General features: G+C 64.0%; 14 protein-coding genes. 5 read left to right on the plus strand and 9 right to left on the minus strand.

Going from position 1 to position 16,582, the window contains the following annotated elements; genetic code table 11:
- Positions 1 to 143: 143 nt before the first annotated feature.
- Both ACNJX8_RS34750 and ACNJX8_RS34755 read right to left on the minus strand, forming a co-directional pair.
- On the minus strand, positions 144 to 557 hold the full coding sequence (locus tag ACNJX8_RS34750; RefSeq protein ID WP_091879449.1) for a rhodanese-like domain-containing protein: 414 nt from the start codon (positions 555 to 557) through the stop codon (positions 144 to 146).
- Positions 558 to 801: 244 nt separating this feature from the next.
- Entirely contained in the window at positions 802 to 1,977 is a 1,176-nt protein-coding gene (locus ACNJX8_RS34755; RefSeq protein WP_249757833.1) for a vWA domain-containing protein, read from the minus strand.
- A 124-nt stretch (positions 1,978 to 2,101) separates the two neighbouring features.
- Here ACNJX8_RS34755 and ACNJX8_RS34760 point away from each other — a divergent pair, with 124 nt between their 5' ends.
- On the plus strand, positions 2,102 to 2,347 hold the full coding sequence (locus tag ACNJX8_RS34760; protein WP_439358364.1) for a GlsB/YeaQ/YmgE family stress response membrane protein: 246 nt from the start codon (positions 2,102 to 2,104) through the stop codon (positions 2,345 to 2,347).
- Positions 2,348 to 2,442: 95 nt separating this feature from the next.
- Positions 2,443 to 3,285 carry an AAA family ATPase gene (locus tag ACNJX8_RS34765; protein WP_439358365.1) on the plus strand — a complete coding sequence of 281 codons (843 nt, stop codon included), beginning with the start codon at positions 2,443 to 2,445 and terminating at the stop codon, positions 3,283 to 3,285.
- Between the two features lie 1,058 nt (positions 3,286 to 4,343).
- Here ACNJX8_RS34765 and ACNJX8_RS34770 read toward each other — a convergent pair.
- The 4 genes from ACNJX8_RS34770 to ACNJX8_RS34785 form a co-directional block, all read right to left on the minus strand.
- Complete coding sequence (locus ACNJX8_RS34770; protein WP_439358366.1) at positions 4,344 to 5,999, minus strand: GMC family oxidoreductase; 1,656 nt, start codon at positions 5,997 to 5,999, stop codon at positions 4,344 to 4,346.
- A gap of 120 nt (positions 6,000 to 6,119) precedes the next feature.
- Positions 6,120 to 6,713 (minus strand): GNAT family N-acetyltransferase, encoded by a 594-nt coding sequence (locus tag ACNJX8_RS34775; RefSeq protein ID WP_091879462.1) that lies wholly within the window; start codon positions 6,711 to 6,713, stop codon positions 6,120 to 6,122.
- Between the two features lie 138 nt (positions 6,714 to 6,851).
- Positions 6,852 to 7,778: an SMP-30/gluconolactonase/LRE family protein gene (locus ACNJX8_RS34780; RefSeq protein WP_439358367.1), complete on the minus strand. Its 927-nt coding sequence runs from the start codon at positions 7,776 to 7,778 to the stop codon at positions 6,852 to 6,854.
- 141 nt (positions 7,779 to 7,919) lie between these two features.
- Positions 7,920 to 8,753, minus strand: coding sequence for a GyrI-like domain-containing protein (locus ACNJX8_RS34785; protein ID WP_439358368.1), 834 nt, complete (start codon positions 8,751 to 8,753; stop codon positions 7,920 to 7,922).
- A 182-nt stretch (positions 8,754 to 8,935) separates the two neighbouring features.
- Between ACNJX8_RS34785 and ACNJX8_RS34790 the strand changes: the two genes are divergently transcribed.
- On the plus strand, positions 8,936 to 10,039 hold the full coding sequence (locus ACNJX8_RS34790) for a mandelate racemase/muconate lactonizing enzyme family protein (RefSeq protein ID WP_439358369.1): 1,104 nt from the start codon (positions 8,936 to 8,938) through the stop codon (positions 10,037 to 10,039).
- A gap of 9 nt (positions 10,040 to 10,048) precedes the next feature.
- Here the strand turns inward: ACNJX8_RS34790 and ACNJX8_RS34795 are convergent, their stop codons facing one another.
- Entirely contained in the window at positions 10,049 to 10,408 is a 360-nt protein-coding gene (locus ACNJX8_RS34795; protein ID WP_439358370.1) for a hypothetical protein, read from the minus strand.
- A gap of 184 nt (positions 10,409 to 10,592) precedes the next feature.
- Between ACNJX8_RS34795 and ACNJX8_RS34800 the strand changes: the two genes are divergently transcribed.
- A complete protein-coding gene (locus tag ACNJX8_RS34800; protein ID WP_091879473.1) occupies positions 10,593 to 10,817 on the plus strand; it encodes a hypothetical protein in 225 nt (74 codons plus the stop codon).
- 291 nt (positions 10,818 to 11,108) lie between these two features.
- Here the strand turns inward: ACNJX8_RS34800 and ACNJX8_RS34805 are convergent, their stop codons facing one another.
- Positions 11,109 to 11,765, minus strand: a complete 657-nt coding sequence (locus ACNJX8_RS34805) for a glutathione S-transferase family protein (protein ID WP_439358371.1) — start codon at positions 11,763 to 11,765, stop codon at positions 11,109 to 11,111.
- A gap of 167 nt (positions 11,766 to 11,932) precedes the next feature.
- Here ACNJX8_RS34805 and ACNJX8_RS34810 point away from each other — a divergent pair, with 167 nt between their 5' ends.
- Positions 11,933 to 13,156 (plus strand): polyhydroxyalkanoate depolymerase, encoded by a 1,224-nt coding sequence (locus ACNJX8_RS34810; protein ID WP_439358372.1) that lies wholly within the window; start codon positions 11,933 to 11,935, stop codon positions 13,154 to 13,156.
- Positions 13,157 to 13,205: 49 nt separating this feature from the next.
- Here ACNJX8_RS34810 and ACNJX8_RS34815 read toward each other — a convergent pair whose 3' ends face one another.
- On the minus strand, positions 13,206 to 16,535 hold the full coding sequence (locus ACNJX8_RS34815) for an adenylate/guanylate cyclase domain-containing protein (RefSeq protein WP_439358373.1): 3,330 nt from the start codon (positions 16,533 to 16,535) through the stop codon (positions 13,206 to 13,208).
- Between the last annotated feature and the right edge of the window lie 47 nt (positions 16,536 to 16,582).

Consider the following 16,582-nt stretch of genomic DNA (forward strand, 5'->3'; position numbering starts at 1 on the left):
TCCGGGGCGTGCGCAGCACGAGCTTTGATGTGCAATTGCGCATCAGAGAATCCATCGTGCGACAGCGTTGGTGGATGAATGGATTCCGGGCTCGCGACTTCGTCGCGCCCCGGAAATGACGGATGAGAGAGTGATGTGCGCCCTCACCCCTTCTTCTTCGGCTCCCACTGCTCGGTCGGCCCGCCGGCATCGCGCCAGGCGGCGTAGCCGCCGGCGATGTGGGCGACGGGCTTGAGGCCCATGTCCTGCGCGGTCTTGGCGGCGAGCGCGGAGCGCAGGCCGCCGGCGCAGTGGAAGACGAACTTCTTGTCCTCCTGGAAGATCGGTTTCGCGTAGGGGCTCTGCGGATCGATCCAGAATTCGAGCATGCCGCGGGTGCAGGCGAACGCGCCCGGGATGCGGCCCTCGCGCTCGATCTCGCGGGGGTCGCGGATGTCGACGATGACGACGTCGCCGTTCTTGGAGATCTCGATGGCGTCCTTGGCGCTGAGCGTCTCGATCTCGGCATTGGCCTCGTCGATCAGCGCCTTGATGCCGCGGGTGATGGTCTGGGGCATATGGTTCTCCCTCTTGTTACGTCGTCACCCCAAGCGATCTGCCGGAGGTGGAGGTCACCTCTCCCGCTTGCGGGAGAGGTCGACGCGCCCCGGGCGATGCGAAGCATCGTCCCCGAGCGCGGCGGGTGAGGGCTCTCTCCTCTTGGGGAAGCCTCGCTCGTGGAGAGACCCTCTCCCCAGCCCTCCCCCGCAAGCGGGGGAGGGAGCGCAGTCCCGTCGCCGATCGAGCCGGACTAACTATGCATCAGTGCGTCAATTCCTTCATCGCACCTTCCAGACCTTCGATCGTGATCGGATACATGCGGCCCGCAAAAATGCGTTTGATGATGGTGGTCGATTCCGAATAGTCCCAATGCTTCTGCTGCACCGGGTTCAGCCACACCGCATGTGGATAGGTGCGGATGATGCGATCGAGCCAGACCGAGCCGGGCTCCTCGTTGACGTGCTCGACCGAGCCGCCCGGCACCATGATCTCGTAAGGGCTCATCGAGGCGTCGCCGACGAACACGACCTTGTAGTCGTGCGGGTATTTGTGCAGCACGTCCCAGGTCGGCGTGCGGTCAGTGAAGCGGCGCTTGTTCTGCTTCCACACGCCTTCATAGAGGCAGTTGTGGAAGTAGAAGTATTCCATGTGCTTGAACTCGCTCTTCGCCGCCGAGAACAGCTCCTCGACCTGCTCGATATGTGCGTCCATCGAGCCGCCGATATCGAAGAACACAAGGAGCTTCACCGCGTTACGCCGCTCGGGGCGCATGTGCACGTCGAGATAGCCGTGATTGGCGGTCTCGCGGATCGTGGTGTCGAGATCGAGTTCGTCAGGCGCACCGGTGCGCGCGAACTTGCGCAGGCGGCGCAGCGCCACCTTGATGTTGCGGATGCCGAGCTCGACATTGCCGTCCAAGTCCTTGAACTCGCGCTTGTCCCACACCTTCACGGCACGGTTGTTGCGGTTCTTCTCCTGGCCGATGCGCACGCCTTCAGGGTTGTAGCCGTGCGCGCCGAACGGCGAAGTGCCGGCGGTGCCGATCCACTTCGAGCCACCCTGATGCCGGCCCTTCTGCTCCTCGAGGCGCTTCTTCAGCGTCTCCATGAGCTTGTCCCAGCCCATGGCCTCGATCTGCTTCTTCTCTTCCTCGGTGAGGTATTTCTCGGCGAGCTTCTTCAGCCACTCCTCGGGGATCTCCGCCTTCTCCATGGCGTCGAGCAGGTTTTCCAGCCCCTTGAACACCGTGCCGAAGACGCGATCGAACTTGTCGAGGTTGCGCTCGTCCTTCACCAGCGAGGCGCGCGACAGATAGTAGAAATTCTCGACCGTGTAGTCCGCGAGGTCAGCGTCGAGCGCCTCCATCAGCGTGAGGTATTCGCGCAGCGTCACAGGGACCTGCGCGTCGCGCAGAGAGGTGAAGAATTGCAGGAACATGGATGACAGATTGCCCGTCGGGTGGCGAACGTCAAGGGGCGGAGGCCATTGCTCCGCGCTGGACCGGGAGGCTTTTTGCTCTAGAATTGGCCCTTTCAAGGGGCTGTTTTGGGGGACGTTTGCAATGGGAATTGTCGCAGCGCTCATCATCGGCGCGATCGCCGGCTGGCTGGCGGGCAAGATTGTCCACGGGGCGGGATTTGGGCTGATTGGCAACATGGTCGTCGGCATCATCGGCGCGCTGGTGGCGAGTTGGGTGCTGCCGCAGCTGCATATCGCGCTCGCCACCGGCACGGTCGGCGCCATCGTGGACGCCACGATCGGCGCGGTGATTGTGCTGGTCATCCTTTCGCTGGTAAGACGGGTCTGAAAGCCTGACCGAACCGGGAACGGCCGCCCACGCGCGGCCGTTCCTTGTCGCGACCGGGGCCTGCGCCTCACGCCGACGATACCCAAGGACACGCAATGAAATTTACGGGCACCAACGACTATGTTGCGACCGAGGACCTCAAGGTCGCCGTCAATGCCTCGATCGTGCTGGAGCGCCCGCTCCTCATCAAGGGCGAGCCCGGCACCGGCAAGACCGTGCTGGCCGAGGAAGTGGCGAAGGCGCTGAACGCGCCGCTTTTGACTTGGCACATCAAGTCCACCACCAAGGCGCAGCAGGGCCTCTACGAATACGACGCGGTGTCGCGCCTGCGTGACAGCCAGCTCGGCGACGCCCGCGTGTCCGACATCAGGAACTACATCAAGCGCGGCAAGCTCTGGGAAGCCTTCACCAGCGAGCAGCGCCCGGTGCTGCTGATCGACGAGATCGACAAGGCCGACATCGAATTCCCGAACGACCTGCTGCTCGAGCTCGACCGCATGGAATTCCATGTCTACGAGACCGGCGAGACGATCAAGGCCAAGCAGCGCCCGATCATGATGATCACCTCGAACAACGAGAAGGAGCTGCCGGACGCTTTCCTGCGCCGCTGCTTCTTCCACTACATCAAGTTCCCCGACGCCGACACCATGGGCCGCATCGTCGACGTCCACTTCCCCGGCATCAAGAAGCGCCTCGTCGAAGAAGCCTTGCGCATTTTCTTCGAGGTGCGCGAGGTGCCCGGCCTGAAGAAGAAGCCGTCGACCTCCGAGCTGCTCGACTGGCTCAAGCTGCTGCTCAACGAGGACATGAGCGTCGAGCAGCTGCGCGAACGCGACCCGCGCAAACTGATCCCGCCCCTGCACGGCGCGCTGCTCAAGAACGAGCAGGACGTGCATTTGTTCGAGCGGCTGGCGTTCTTGAGCAGAAGGGAAGTCTGAACTAACTGCTGCTCCCGTCATCCTGAGGTGCGAGTGGCGCGATGCACAGCATCGCGCCGGGAGCCTCGAAGGATGAACGGCCGAGATGCAGCCGGGCCGTCGCCCTTCGAGGGCCGCTGAAGAAGCGGCCACCTCAGGGTGACGGGGAGAGATAAGCGCTTGCTGCCTCCACATCGTCGTTGCGAGCGCAGCGAAGCAATCCAGAATCTTTCCGCTGAGACAGTCTGGATTGCTTCGCTGCGCTCGCAATGACCGAGCAAGGGGCAACGGCGCCGTTCTCCACTTCACATCTGCGTTGCAGACACGGCTTCGCATCCTCGCGGCGCATTTCGCCCGAGCTTTGCTCTCTCCATCGCCCCCAAAGAAAGAGGGCGCAGGGAAGGCCGGGTGCCGGCTGGCACCCACGGTCCGCTGTGCGAAGGCACACGCAGAAAAACTGCACAGCGGCATACAGGTGAAGCCCAACACACGGCCTTCCCTGCGCAGTGGTTGGACGGCTTATGCCGCGCTCTCCCGGGAGCCGAGTTCGTTCTGGCCTCCCTCACCCCAGCGAAAGTCGCCGGCATCGCGCCGGTTGACGCCAATGCCGCATCCGCCAAGGCTTGACCGTAGCAACGACGGCCAGGACCACACGGTTTTGCCGTACGCACGGTTCGCTATGCGCCGCAGTTTTTCCAACCCTGTCGACGGAGCCGGAAACTTGCTGGCGAGACGAACCTGACAGCGCCGCTCGTCCGCACGAAAGCCTCGGGCTCACGGAGAGCAATCCGCCCTACCCGCACATCTCGTGCACGACGCTGCCGCGTCCACCGCAACCCGGCCCGCGTTTCGAACGACCTCGCGAACCGCCCCTCTTCCTCGGGGCCGGGCTGTTTCGACTTATGCCGCAATTCCGAATTTCGGTAAAGTGGAATATTCTTATGCGGAGGGGTTGACGAACGAGCGACACAGCAAAATTCGTAGGGTGGGTTAGCGTCAGCGTAACCCACCTCTTTCGTTTCCACACTGGTGGGTTACGCCAGCGGACTGCGCTTTGCGCAGCCGCCCGCTAACCCACCCTACGCTGCTGTGCCCACCGCAGTCTCCGGAATCCTTGCCGCTTCCATCGGCTGCTTGCCGCGGATCAGGTCCGAGGCGCGGTCGGCGATCATCATGGTGGACGCATTCAGGTTCGCCGAGATCATGCGGGGCATGACGGAGGCGTCGATGACGCGGAGGCCCTCCAACCCGTGGACGCGGAGCTGGTCGTCGACCACCGCCCAGGTGCTGTCCGCCGGGCCCATCCGGCAGGTGCAACCGGGGTGGAAGGTGGTGGTGCCGCGCTGGGTGGCGGCGTGCAGGAATTCGTCGTCGGTGTTGACGTTCGGGCCGGGGAAATCCTCGTAGGCGTAATAGGGGGACAGCGGCGCGGACTTCAAAAGGCGTCGCGCCAGCTTCATGCCGCCGACGATGACGCGGCGGTCGAGTTCGGCGTCGAGATAGTTGGTCTGGATGATCGGCGGCGCGAACGGATCATTGGAGCGGATGCGGACATAACCGCGGCTCTCCGGGCGCTGCTGCCAGGAGGCCACCGTCATGCCGGGCTCGTCCTCGAGCTGGCCCTGCACGCCTTCCTTGTAGCTCGCCGGCGTGAAGGTGAGCTGGAGATCGGAACTCTCCGCGCTCTCGCCGGAGTGCCAGAAGCAATAGACCATGGTCGGCGACAGCGAGAGCAGGCCGCGGCGCGCGGTCGCCCATTTCAGTGCCTCGATCCACAGAGAGAAGCCGCGGCGAAGCTCGTTGATGGTCTTGATGTCCTTCACCCGCGCCACCGTGCGCGGCGCGTAATGGTCCTGCAGGCCTTCGCCGACCGGCAGCGCGTGGCGCACTTGGATGCCATGGGCCTGCAACAGATCGGGCGAGCCGATGCCGGAGAGCTGCAAGAGCTGCGGCGAATTATAGGTGCCGCCAGACAGGATCACTTCCTTGTTGGCGCGCACCTCGACGGGATGACCGCCGCGGCCGCCCTTCATGTAGCGCACGCCGACGGCGCGCTTGCCTTCGAAGATGATCTCGGTCGCATGCGCGTGGGTGTGCACATGGACGTTGGGGCGCTTCATCGCGGGCCTGAGGAAGGCGGTGGCGCCGGAGACGCGCAGGCCGTTGTTGATGGTGCGCTGGCAGTAGGAGACGCCTTCCTGGGTCTTGCCGTTGTAATCGGGGTTGCGGGGGATGCCGAGCGAGACCGCGCCTTCCATGAAGGCCTCGCAGAGCGGATCGCGCCACTCCATCGTGGTGACGGTGAGGCTGCCCTCGCGGCCGCGATAGAGCGCCTCGCCCTCGCCGACGCGCTTCTCCAGCCGACGGAAATAGGGCAGCACGTCGGCATAGCCCCAGCCGCGATTGCCCATCTGCGCCCAGGTATCGAAATCCATGCGCTGGCCGCGATTGTAGATGTGGCCGTTGATCGAGGACGAGCCGCCGAGCGTCTTGCCGCGCGGCGCATAGATGCTGCGGCCGCCGGTCCAGGGCCCCGGCTCCTGCTGGTAGGCCCAGTTGATGCTCTTCATGTGGAAGGTCTTGATGAAGCCCGCCGGCAGGTGGATGTAGGGGTGCCAGTCGGAAGGGCCTGCCTCCAGCACGCAGACGCTGGTCGCGGGGTCTTCGCTGAGCCGGCTGGCGAGCACGCAACCGGCAGAACCCGCGCCGACGATCACATAATCAAATTTGTCCATGGTGGCAGCGTCCTTGGCGCGCAATGAGTCTCAATTGAATCGGTGCCGGAAACGGGCGCTCTTCACCTCTCCCCATGGGAGAGGTGACCGAGCAAACAGCAAATCTGGAGCACATTATAGCTAGCGCGGCTTGTCGTTGAGTTGAAATTCGAGATGCGCCTGTACCGTCGGCCATTCGGCGGCGGTGATGCTGTAGACCACGGTGTCGCGCAGCGTGCCGTTCGGCCCGACCTGGTGGCTGCGCAGGATGCCGTCCTGCTTGGCGCCGAGACGCTCGATGGCGCGGCGGCTCTGGTGGTTGAAGAAATGCGTGCGGAACTCGACCGCGATGCAGTTCAGGGTTTCGAAGGCGTGCCGCAGCAGCAGGAGCTTGCACTGCGTGTTGAGCGGGCCGCGCTGCGCGCTCTTGCCGTACCAGGTCGAGCCGATCTCGACGCGGCGGTTGGCGGCATCGATGTTCATGTAGGTGGTCATGCCGACGATCCTGCCGGCGGCATCGAACACGGTGAACGGCAGCATCGAGCCTGCGGCCTGAAGGCCGAGGCGGCGGTCGATCTCCTTGCCCATGTTCTCCGGCAGTGGGATCGCCGTGTACCAGAGTTTTGACAGCTCGCCGTCCTTGACGGCCTCGACCAGCCCCTCCCGATGCTGATGCGACAGCGGCTCGAGACGGGCGTGCTGTCCGCGCAGGGTGATGGGGTCGGGCCAGGGCATTGAAAGTCTCTCCTTGCGTCATTGCGAGCGAAGCGAAGCAATCCAGAGTCTTACGGCGGAGGCAGCCTGGATTGCTTCGTCGCCAGGGCAAAATTGCTTCGCAATTTTATCGCGGGCTCCTCGCAATGACGGCTTGTCTCACTTGTTCAAGAAATTCAACGGCAAACCGCTGCGCGGCCAGTCCATGGCGATCAGCTCGCCCTTGCCTGACAGGGTGATGTAGGCGGTCTTCAGCTCGGGGCCGCCGAAGGCGATGTTGGTGGTGACGCGGTCGCCGGTCGGCACCTGTTCCACCAGCGTGCCGTCGGGCGCGATCACCGAGATGCAGCCGGAGACGAGGGTGGCGACGCAGACATTGCCGTTGGCCTCCACCGCGAGCGAGTCGAACATCTGGTAGCCGCCGAGGCCGCAGATCGGCTTGCCCCGCTCGCCGCGATAGATCACCTCGCGCGGCTTCAGCGTGCCCGGAGCCGAGAGCTCGTAGGCCCAGAGCCGTCCCGTCGGGGTCTCCGCGATGTAGACCGTGTTCTCGTCCGGCGAGAGCCCGATGCCGTTCGCGGGCAGCACACCATGCACGATTTCGACGATCTCGGTCATGCCGGGCTTGAGATAGTAGATGCCGCCAACGTCCATTTCGCGCGCGCGGCGTTTGCCGAGGTCGGAGAACCAGAGGCCGCCCTGCTTGTCGAACACCAGATCATTGGGGCCGCGCAGATCGTGCTCGCCGCATCTGGTCACGACGGTCTCGACCTTGCCGGATTGCAGATCGACGCGCTGGATCGAGCCGCCGCGGTAATCGTCCGGTTGCGGGCCCGGCATGATCATCTTGCCGGCCGGAAGCCAGGAGAAGCCGCCATTGTTGCAGATGTGGATCTTGCCGTCGGGCCCGAGCGCGGCCCCATTGGGGCCACCCGGCACCTTCGCGACGATCTCCTTGCGGCCGTCGGGATGAACGCGGGTCAGGCGCTGGCCGCGGATCTCCACCAGCACGACCGAACCGTCCGGCATCACGACCGGCCCTTCTGGAAATTCGAGGTCGGTGGCGAGAACGCGGACGTTGGACATGTTGGGACCCTCCCGGCTGCTTGTTATGACTTGCACGGGATGTCCGGCACGGGCCCACACGCAAGATTTGCCTGCGGTTATGACAAAGTCGCCGGGGCTTGCCAAGCAAGCGGGACGGTATGCCAGCGTTGCGGAAGCCCCCTACTCCCTCACCGGCATCCAGATCTCGAAGCCGCCATTTCCGGTTGCTGGATCGAACTTCTTGTCATAGCGCTCGAAGTTCGGTGCGTCCGCGGCTTTGAGGCCGGAGGCCGGCAGCCACTGATTCCAGATCGTGTTGACCGTGCGGCGGATCGAGGCGACGTGATCGGTGTGGGTAAAGACGGCGTAGCGCTGCTCGGGGATGCGGATGCGGCCGAAGCGACGCGGCAGGTCCGAGAAATCGGCGACCTCGACGCCGGCGATGTAGTCGAAATTGCCGGCATCATCGCCATTGCAGCAAACGCCGTAGGCGACGTTACCGACGCGCGCGGGAATGTCGGCGACCTCCTGGTGAAAGCGGTGCCATAGACCGGGGATCATGGCGCCATTGTCGCAGGAGATGCGCTCGGCGGGACCGGCGACCAGGAAGGCCTTTGCGGTTTCGAAACGCGGCGGGGCAAGATGGTCGAGCATGGTGGAGTCCATGAGGATCGGCTCCTGAAGCTTGAGGTGGCTGGCGCATGTCGCGGCCCGCACTGCTTCGGGCGTGGTGCCGAACTGGTCGCGGAACGCGCGGGTGAATGCTTCGTGCGAGCCGTAATCCGCCTCCAGCGCCAGTGACAGGATGTCAGGCGCACCGTTCGCAAGACTGCGCGCGGCTTCCGTCAGCCGCCGCGCGCGCACGTAGCGCATCACCGGAAGACCGGTGGCTGCGGCAAACGCACGCACGATGTGGAACCGCGACACGCCTGAGATCGCTGCGATCTCGTCGAGCGTCATCGGCTCGGCCAGATGGCTCTCGATATACCAGAGCGCGCGCTGGGCTGGGTTCACGGTGGTCGTCCTCGTTCGAAGCGCGGTCATGATGCGCAGCAATGCCGCCGGCCCGCTTGATCGGCATTGCGGTCCTGGCATGAGGATAGCCGGGCAACGGCTACTGGCAACATCCGGGCATCCGTGGCTACACTCCCGGGGTCGCTGAAACCGCTCACCAGAAAGCACGGAGGAACCGCGTCATGGAAATTACAGATGTGCGGGCGCACCATATCCGCATCCCCTATGACGCCGGTGTCGCCAGCTTTCGCCAGGGCGCTTCCGCAATTACCGCGCTCGACATGGTGCTGGTCGAGGTCACGACCGATGCCGGGCTGACCGGCTGGGGCGATGCCTTCGCCTATGTCTGCCCCCGCACCACGCGCAGCGCCGTCGAGGAAATGATCGCGCCGCAGGCGCGTGGGCTGAAGGTACCTGATGCGGCCGGCATCCCAGGGGTCATGGAGCAGATCCAGCGCAATCTGCATCTGTTCGGCCGCTACGGCATCACCATGTTCGCGATCTCTGGACTCGACATCGCGCTGTGGGACCTTGCCGCCAAGGTGGAGGGCGTGCCCGTGCATCGCCTGCTCGGCGAGACCAGGCGCACAGCCATTCCCGCTTACGCGAGCCTGCTGCGGATCGGCTCGCCCGACAACATCGCCGCCGAATGCAGGAAGGCGCTCGCGCTCGGCTATGGCGCCATCAAGCTGCACGAGACCACGACACCTGCGGTATTCGCTGCACGCGAGGCGATCGGGCCAACCATTCCGCTGATGGTCGACATGAACTGTCCTCTCACCGCCGATCAGGCGATCGCGTTTGCGAAGGCATGTGCGGACGCGAAACCGATGTTCCTGGAGGAGCCGGTCTGGCCGCCGGAGGATTTTGCTGCGCTCGCCGACGTCCGCAGCAAGGGCGGGCTCGACATTGCCGCCGGCGAGAATGCCTGCACGGAGTATCAATTCCGCCAGATGATGAATGCGGGCGCGGTGAGCCATGCCCAGCCCTCAGTGATCAAGGTCGGCGGCATCACGGAGTTCCTGAAGGTCGCGGCGCTGGCCGATCAGCTCAGCGTCAAGATCGTCCCGCACTCTCCCTATTTCGGTCCGGGCCTGCTGGCGACGCTGCATCTGTTGGCACTGCACGAGGACGGGCTCGTCGAGATGTTCTATTTGAAACGCGAGGCCTGCCTCTGGGGCGGCCGCGCCAATGTCGATGCGACCGGCCATGTCGCGGTACCGAATGGCCCTGGACTTGGCTACGAGCCCGATCGCGGCGTGATGGAGCGATATCGCGTCGCGTGATCGCCGCGCTTATTTCGCAGCGTCCTTCGCCGCCGCCGGCGCGTCCTGCTTCTTCTTCGCATCGTCGGCCGTCTTCACTTGGGCGGCCTGGAGATCGGCGAGCGTCTTTTGCAAGCTGGCGAGACTCGTCTTCAGCGCGTCGATCTGGCGATTGGCCGCATCCAGCTTCTGCTGATGATCGAGCGTGAGCTTGGTGATAGTCTTCTGCAGGAAGTCGACATTGCTCTGGAGGCAGCTCGTGCGCCGCTCCATGGTCTTCTCGACGGTGCAGATCTCAATGCCGGGCACGTCCTGCGCGCGGAGCGACAGCGGCGCCAGCGCTGCGAGCAGCAACATTGCGAAACAGACGCCGGCGCTTCGGATCAGCATGAAAGGTTCCTCGTCAATCGATCACATCAATGTGCGCTTTTTGCGCGCAAGCGCGTGAGGCTACCACACTCGTACCGCATTCTCGCGTGAGCTTGCGCCTGTTCCCTGGGACGGGGAACGATGATCGGCACGCGGAAAGAAGTGGGCGTTCTTTCCGCGGCTTTGTTTAGGGGAGATTTTTGGAATGGCAACGCGGGATAGACGTCTGGCGGAATTCGATGGCACCGGAGAACCACCACCCGGCCTTGCGGTCGAAGTGTTGTGCGAGGACCACAGCGGAACGTATCAGCTGCCGTTCGCCTGCCGTTATGTGGAGGGACGCTGGCGCAACCACGAGGCCGGCATCGCGGTCGAAGCGACCGTCATCGGCTGGCGTCTGCCGCGCGTGAAGCAGCGCGGCGCCGCCTGACGGCGATCTGTGTTTCAAAATGCGACGGAGCCGCGCTTCCGCTTTAACCTTCGGAACGCGGCCCGAACAAATCACGTCCGAATCGGCCGTAGGGCTTCGTACGCATCTGTTCACGGCTAGATGTCGCCAGCCGGCCGCCCGCGCGCACAATATCTGCGCAGCGCAGGATTGGATTTGGACCGCGTATTGGCGGCAAAAGTTAACCGCATCAAGGGCATGCCGGGGGCACACCATGTGCCTGCCGGGCGACGGCTCCAGCCGTCGAAACGGGCAGGACAGCGCGAGACCTGCCTAATATTCGACCTCGAGCTCCTCGATCTCGGCCGGCTCTTCCCGCGCCGCCGCGATCCATTCCTGCATCTCGGGCATGGCCATGATGGTGTCGGCATAGGCCATCAGCGGCGGCGCGAGTTTGACGTCATAGGTGACGAAGCGCGTCACCACCGGGGCGTACATTGCATCCGCCATGGTGCGCCGCTCGCCGAACAGGAACGGGCCGCCCGATTTCTCCAGGCAGTCGCGCCAGATCAACCAGACACGGTCAATGTCGGCCTGCGCGCGCGACCAGATCTTGAAGCCGGGAAAGTGTCCCTTCAGGTTGACCGGCAGCGAGGCGCGCAGCGTGGTGAAGCCGGAATGGATTTCGCCCGAGATCGAGCGGCAATGCGCGCGCTGGATGCGGTCATCAGGCAACAGTCCGGCGTCCGGCATCACCTCGTTGAGATATTCGGCAATCGCCAGCGTATCCCAGACCACGGCGCCCTCGTGCCGCAGGCACGGCACCAGGATCGAGGACGACAGCAAGAGGATTTCGGCGCGCGCCGAGGGATCATCCGGCGCTGTGACGATCTCCTCGAAATCGAGCCCGGAAAATTTCGTCAGCAGCCAGCCACGCAGCGACCAGGACGAGTAGTTCTTGCTGCTGATGGTCAGTGTCGCCTTCACCATTTGGCCCTTCCCTGCGCCTGATCTCGACACCCGCTCGCCCCGCGGGCGTGCCCATGAGCTGTGCTTCCCGCAAGATGAGGAGCAAGCGATGTGCCAGTTTCGAGGGCGGTCCGCTCCCGTCTGGCTTCGATATTGCATAATCGCCGGGGACAAGTGGGCGTTTCAGTATGATGTCGATGTATTATCAGGCCTTCCAGAACCATATGGACCTGACCGCGCCATGGCGGGCGGGGGCCTCGTCCGCGCTCAAATTCCTCAACCTGGTACCGCAGGGCGTCTCGCATCAGGTGGTCGGCCGGCTCTCGGCAGCGCTTGAGCTGATCTCGCGCTCCACCCTCACCTATGATCGTCCCGCCTACGGCATCGACAGCGTGATGGTGGGCAATCGCGAAATCGGCGTCACCGAGGAGATCGCCTACGCGACGCCGTTTGGCTCGCTGCTGCACTTTCGCAAGGACGGCGTGGGCGAGCAGCCGCGCATGCTGCTGGTGGCGCCGATGTCGGGCCATTTCGCCACGCTGTTGCGCGGCACCGTGAAGACGCTGCTCCAGGATCACGACGTCTACATCACCGACTGGCACAATCCGCGGGACATTCCCCGCAGCGAGGGCCGCTTCGGGCTCGACGACTACACCGAGCATCTCATCGATTTCCTCGGACAGCTCGGCCCGCGCCCGCACGTGGTGGCGATCTGCCAGCCATCGGTCTCCGCGCTCGCGGCCGCCGCGATCATGTGCGAGGACAACCACCCCTCGCGGCCGGCGACGCTGACGCTGATGGCCGGGCCGATCGACACCCGCATCCAGCCGACCAAGGTCAACGACTTCGCCAAGAGCAAACCGATCGAATGGTTCGAGCGCAACCTAATCAATTACGTGCCGATGCAGTGCCGCGGCGCCTTGCGCAAAGTCTATCCCGGCTTCGTGCAGCTCACCGCCTTCGTCTCGATGAATCTCGAGCGCCACATCAAGCAGCATCTCGACCTCGCCAACCACATCGCCAAGGGCGAGAAGGACAAGGCCGCCAGCATCAAGACCTTCTACGACGAATATTTCGCGGTGATGGACCTTCCCGCGGAGTTCTACATCGAGACCGTGCGCGACGTGTTCCAGGAGCACCTGTTGCCGCAGGGTCGGCTGATGCATCGGGGACGCCCGGTGAACACCAAGGCCGTCAGCCGCATGGGGCTGATGACGGTCGAGGGCGAGAAGGACGACATCTGCTCGATCGGCCAGACCCTCGCCGCACAGGACCTCTGCACGGGCGTGCGCGCCTATCGCCGCGTCCATCACATGCAGGCCGGCGTCGGCCATTACGGCGTGTTCTCGGGCAAGCGCTGGAACAACGAGATTTATCCGCTGCTGCGGGATTTCGTGCACGTCAATTCATGACCATCATTGCCTGGCCCCCAAGGCGCCAGCCGGGGTAACGGCACGTGCTCTAATGCTCTTGCTTGAGCAGCTCTTTCGCTTCTGTGATTTCGGGAAGATTTCGCTCCACATCGAATTCGGCGAGCACAGGAACGAGCAGTTCGGATGCCGCGCCCGCTCGACCATTCCTCTTGTGCAGACGCGCAAGTCCAAGGGCGCTGCGCAGCTCGAAAGTCTTCGCCTGCTGGCTTCGTGCGATGTCCAGCGCTCGCCTGAGGGCATTCTCGGCACCGGAATCGTCGGGAGGGTCACGGCGCAACAAAAGCTCGCCGTGGACGCGGTGCAGCTCGGCATCGAGCCAACGCTGACCGGATTGTTCCGCCCACGCAATCAGCTCACTCAAGATTTCGAGCCCGGTTTCGACTTGGCCCACCTCTGCGTCCGCCATGGCGACGTGCATTCCCCAAAACGGTTCACAGAGGTAACAGTCATTCTCGTGCAGCAAGGTCCAGCCGCGGCGCATTTCTGCCAATCCGGCCATTCGCTCGCCAGCACGCCACTTGGCCAGCCCATTCAGGTAGGTGCCGGCGGCCACGTAGAGCGGCATCGTGTGGTCGCGCGCGAGACCGAGCGCCAGGATTGTCTCTGTTTGCTGCAACAAGCCCCCGCACAGTCCGTCGAACACAGCGCGATGAACAAGCGCATTGGCCTGGGAAAGCGCCCGTTGTTCTCCGGAAGCGCGCACCGCTTCGGCGGCGAGCTGGCGTGCGCGGCCGATGCTGCCCAGCGGCCAGAGTACCAAGGCAAGAAACCTCATGATCACGAACGGAAGATCCAGCGCCGAAGCCCTGAACATCGCCGGATCCGGCTCGGCACCATAGATATCCAGTGCTTGCTCGAGATGCCCCCGCGCATTCAAGTAATCACCGCCGAACCAGCAGGTAACCCCGCCCGTCCAATGGGCAACGATGGCGGCCACCGGTGAGTTCGGCCGTCGTTCAGCGGCGCTCATGATGGCATCCGCCAGCTCCCGCATCGGAGCGAGCTCGCCGTGTGTCAGGCAAGCATTGAAGAGGCCCGAATGGACCGGCGCAAGTTCAACGGGATCATTGATGTCGGCAGCGAACTGTCGGGCGCGCGTCCATGCGGCGACCGTTTCGGGGGCGCTGTGCCCGAGGCTGCCCCGCAATGCACGGCCATATGCGATTTGAAGATGCAGCCTGCTCATCATCCGGCGGGGCTCATCGGGCAGTTGATCGGCCGTCGCAACCGCCTTGCCGAGATGCGCGATCGCCTCGGAATAGGCCGAGCGTTTTAGCGCCTGCTGGCCCGCCTTGCGCCACCATTCGAGCGCGACCTCGCTCAGCCCCGCCTCGGTGAAGTGATGCGCCAGAACTTCCGGCTCAGTCTCGGCCACGATCGGAAACTTCTCGCGCAGGACATCACCGATGCGCTTGTGAAGCAGCTGCCGTTTGCTCCTGAGCAGGCCCTCATAGGCTGCTTCCTGAACGAGAGCGTGCCTGAAGCTGTAGTTTGCTTCGGGCGGAGCCCCGTGACGCACCAGCAGTTCCGCCTCTTCGAGCTGCGCTAGCGCGGCGGTCAGCGTCAGATCATCGCGTCCTGCCACATATCTCAGCAGCGCATATGAAAAGTCGCGGCCGATCGCGGCGCCGATTTGCGCCACCTCCTTGACTGGAGCCAGCCGGTCGAGCCGCGCCATCAGCGAATCCTGCAGCGTCGCGGGAATAGCGAGCGGCGGGAGCGGACTATCGAGGCGATAACGCCCGGCGTCTTCGACGAGCAATCCGGATTCCAGCACCATCTTGGTGAGTTCCTCGACAAACAGCGGGACGCCATCCGTCTTGTCGATGATCTGCTTCATCATCTCCCGTGGCAGCTGGCGGCCGACGGTCACCTGCTCGACCAGCGCACGCGTGTCCTGCGGGTCTAGTCGGTCGAGCCGCAACAGACTGACGTTGGCAAGGCCCGACCATGAGGGCTCGAACTCTGGCCGGGATGTCGTGAGCACGAGTATCGGCAGTCCCCTGATCCGATCAACCGCAAGATCGAGCAGTTCAAGTGTCGTGGCATCGGCCCAGTGCATATCCTCGCAGATGATCAACAGCGGTTGCTCGCGCGCCAGCCCCTCGAGCTGATCGAGCAGGGCGGCAAATGTCTGTCGCCGCTGCTGCGCCGGGCTCAAACCAAGCGGCGGACAATGGTCGCCGGTTGGAATCGAAAGGAGAGCCGCAATCAGCGGTGTCGCTCGGGCGACCTGCTGCGTTCCAAGCGCCAGCATAGCCTCGAGCTTGTCGAGCTTTTGCCCGGGCGTGTCATCCGAGCGGATGCCGGCGGCGCGCTCGAGCTGCGCGACAAAGGGATGAAGCGCACTGTTGGTGTGGTAGGGCGAACACTGATATCGCACCCGGCGGTGCGTCCCCAACGCGGGGCTTTCCGACAGCGTTGCGACCATGCGCGACTTGCCGATGCCCGCTTCGCCCGAAATCAGGACCATCTGGCCTCGGCCCTGCCATGCCAGTTGCTGGCGTGAGAGCGCGAATTCGATCTCCTGCTTGCGGCCGACAAAGCCGATCGAGCGCGCAGCACGAACCGCCTCGAAGCGACTCTCCGATGCGGTCGTTCCCTCGACCGCCCAGACCGCAATGGGTTCGGCTATCCCCTTGACCTCGCGGCGGCCGAGATTACGAAGCGCGAAGAGATCGCCCAGCAGCCGGCGCGTCGACGAGGCAACGACGACCGCTCCCGGCTCCGCCAGGCTCTGGAGCCGGGCAGCGAGGTTCGGTGTATCGCCGATCGTTCCGTGCTCCTCTGACGCATCTCCGCTGACGAGGTCGCCGACCACCACAAGTCCGGTCGCGATTGCGATCCGCAGTTCGACCCGTTCGTCCGCGCCTGTCTTGAGTTGCCCGACCGCAGAGATGATGTCGAGGCCCGCTCGCACTGCCCGCTCCGCATCATCCTCGTGGGCGCGAGGATAGCCGAAATAGACGAGTATTCCGTCACCAACGAACCTGGCTATCCTGCCGTCGTAAGCAGCAATGACGCTCGCGCAGGCGGCGCGGTAGGCGCGGATCACTTCCCACATATCCTCGGGATCGAGCCGCGCCGAGAGCGCAGTCGAACCGACCAGATCGCAAAACATAACGGTGAGATGACGCCGCTCGGCGTCTTGAGGAGGAGCGGGCGATGCGATCAGCGCGGCTGGATCGAGGTCGGCAATAGCACGGAGCATTTTGCGGCGATGGCCGAGCAGCACTCCGAGCTTCTCGAAATCGTCATCCATCAGTTCGGGAAGGACACCCATGTCGATCCCATTTTGGACAAAACGCTCTGCGTATTGCCCAAGCCCCAGCTTCTCGAGCCACTCCGCAATCTGCATTGGCTCCACCTATCGTGTGGTTTGGCGGTTAGCAGAATTTTGGACCA

This window comes from Bradyrhizobium sp. SPXBL-04, assembly GCF_051853035.1.
Taxonomy (GTDB): domain Bacteria; phylum Pseudomonadota; class Alphaproteobacteria; order Rhizobiales; family Xanthobacteraceae; genus Bradyrhizobium; species Bradyrhizobium zhanjiangense.

Excerpts from the sequence above, each read along its gene's own strand:
- ACNJX8_RS34770 (WP_439358366.1), bottom strand. The coding sequence starts at position 5,999 with ATGGACAAATTTGATTATGTGATCGTCGGCGCGGGTTCTGCCGGTTGC.
- ACNJX8_RS34775 (WP_091879462.1), bottom strand. The coding sequence starts at position 6,713 with ATGCCCTGGCCCGACCCCATCACCCTGCGCGGACAGCACGCCCGTCTC.
- ACNJX8_RS34755 (WP_249757833.1), bottom strand. The coding sequence starts at position 1,977 with ATGTTCCTGCAATTCTTCACCTCTCTGCGCGACGCGCAGGTCCCTGTG.
- ACNJX8_RS34795 (WP_439358370.1), bottom strand. The coding sequence starts at position 10,408 with ATGCTGATCCGAAGCGCCGGCGTCTGTTTCGCAATGTTGCTGCTCGCA.
- ACNJX8_RS34780 (WP_439358367.1), bottom strand. The coding sequence starts at position 7,778 with ATGTCCAACGTCCGCGTTCTCGCCACCGACCTCGAATTTCCAGAAGGG.
- ACNJX8_RS34800 (WP_091879473.1), top strand. The coding sequence starts at position 10,593 with ATGGCAACGCGGGATAGACGTCTGGCGGAATTCGATGGCACCGGAGAA.
- ACNJX8_RS34765 (WP_439358365.1), top strand. The coding sequence starts at position 2,443 with ATGAAATTTACGGGCACCAACGACTATGTTGCGACCGAGGACCTCAAG.
- ACNJX8_RS34750 (WP_091879449.1), bottom strand. The coding sequence starts at position 557 with ATGCCCCAGACCATCACCCGCGGCATCAAGGCGCTGATCGACGAGGCC.
- ACNJX8_RS34805 (WP_439358371.1), bottom strand. The coding sequence starts at position 11,765 with ATGGTGAAGGCGACACTGACCATCAGCAGCAAGAACTACTCGTCCTGG.
- ACNJX8_RS34790 (WP_439358369.1), top strand. The coding sequence starts at position 8,936 with ATGGAAATTACAGATGTGCGGGCGCACCATATCCGCATCCCCTATGAC.
- ACNJX8_RS34810 (WP_439358372.1), top strand. The coding sequence starts at position 11,933 with ATGATGTCGATGTATTATCAGGCCTTCCAGAACCATATGGACCTGACC.
- ACNJX8_RS34815 (WP_439358373.1), bottom strand. The coding sequence starts at position 16,535 with ATGCAGATTGCGGAGTGGCTCGAGAAGCTGGGGCTTGGGCAATACGCA.
- ACNJX8_RS34760 (WP_439358364.1), top strand. The coding sequence starts at position 2,102 with ATGGGAATTGTCGCAGCGCTCATCATCGGCGCGATCGCCGGCTGGCTG.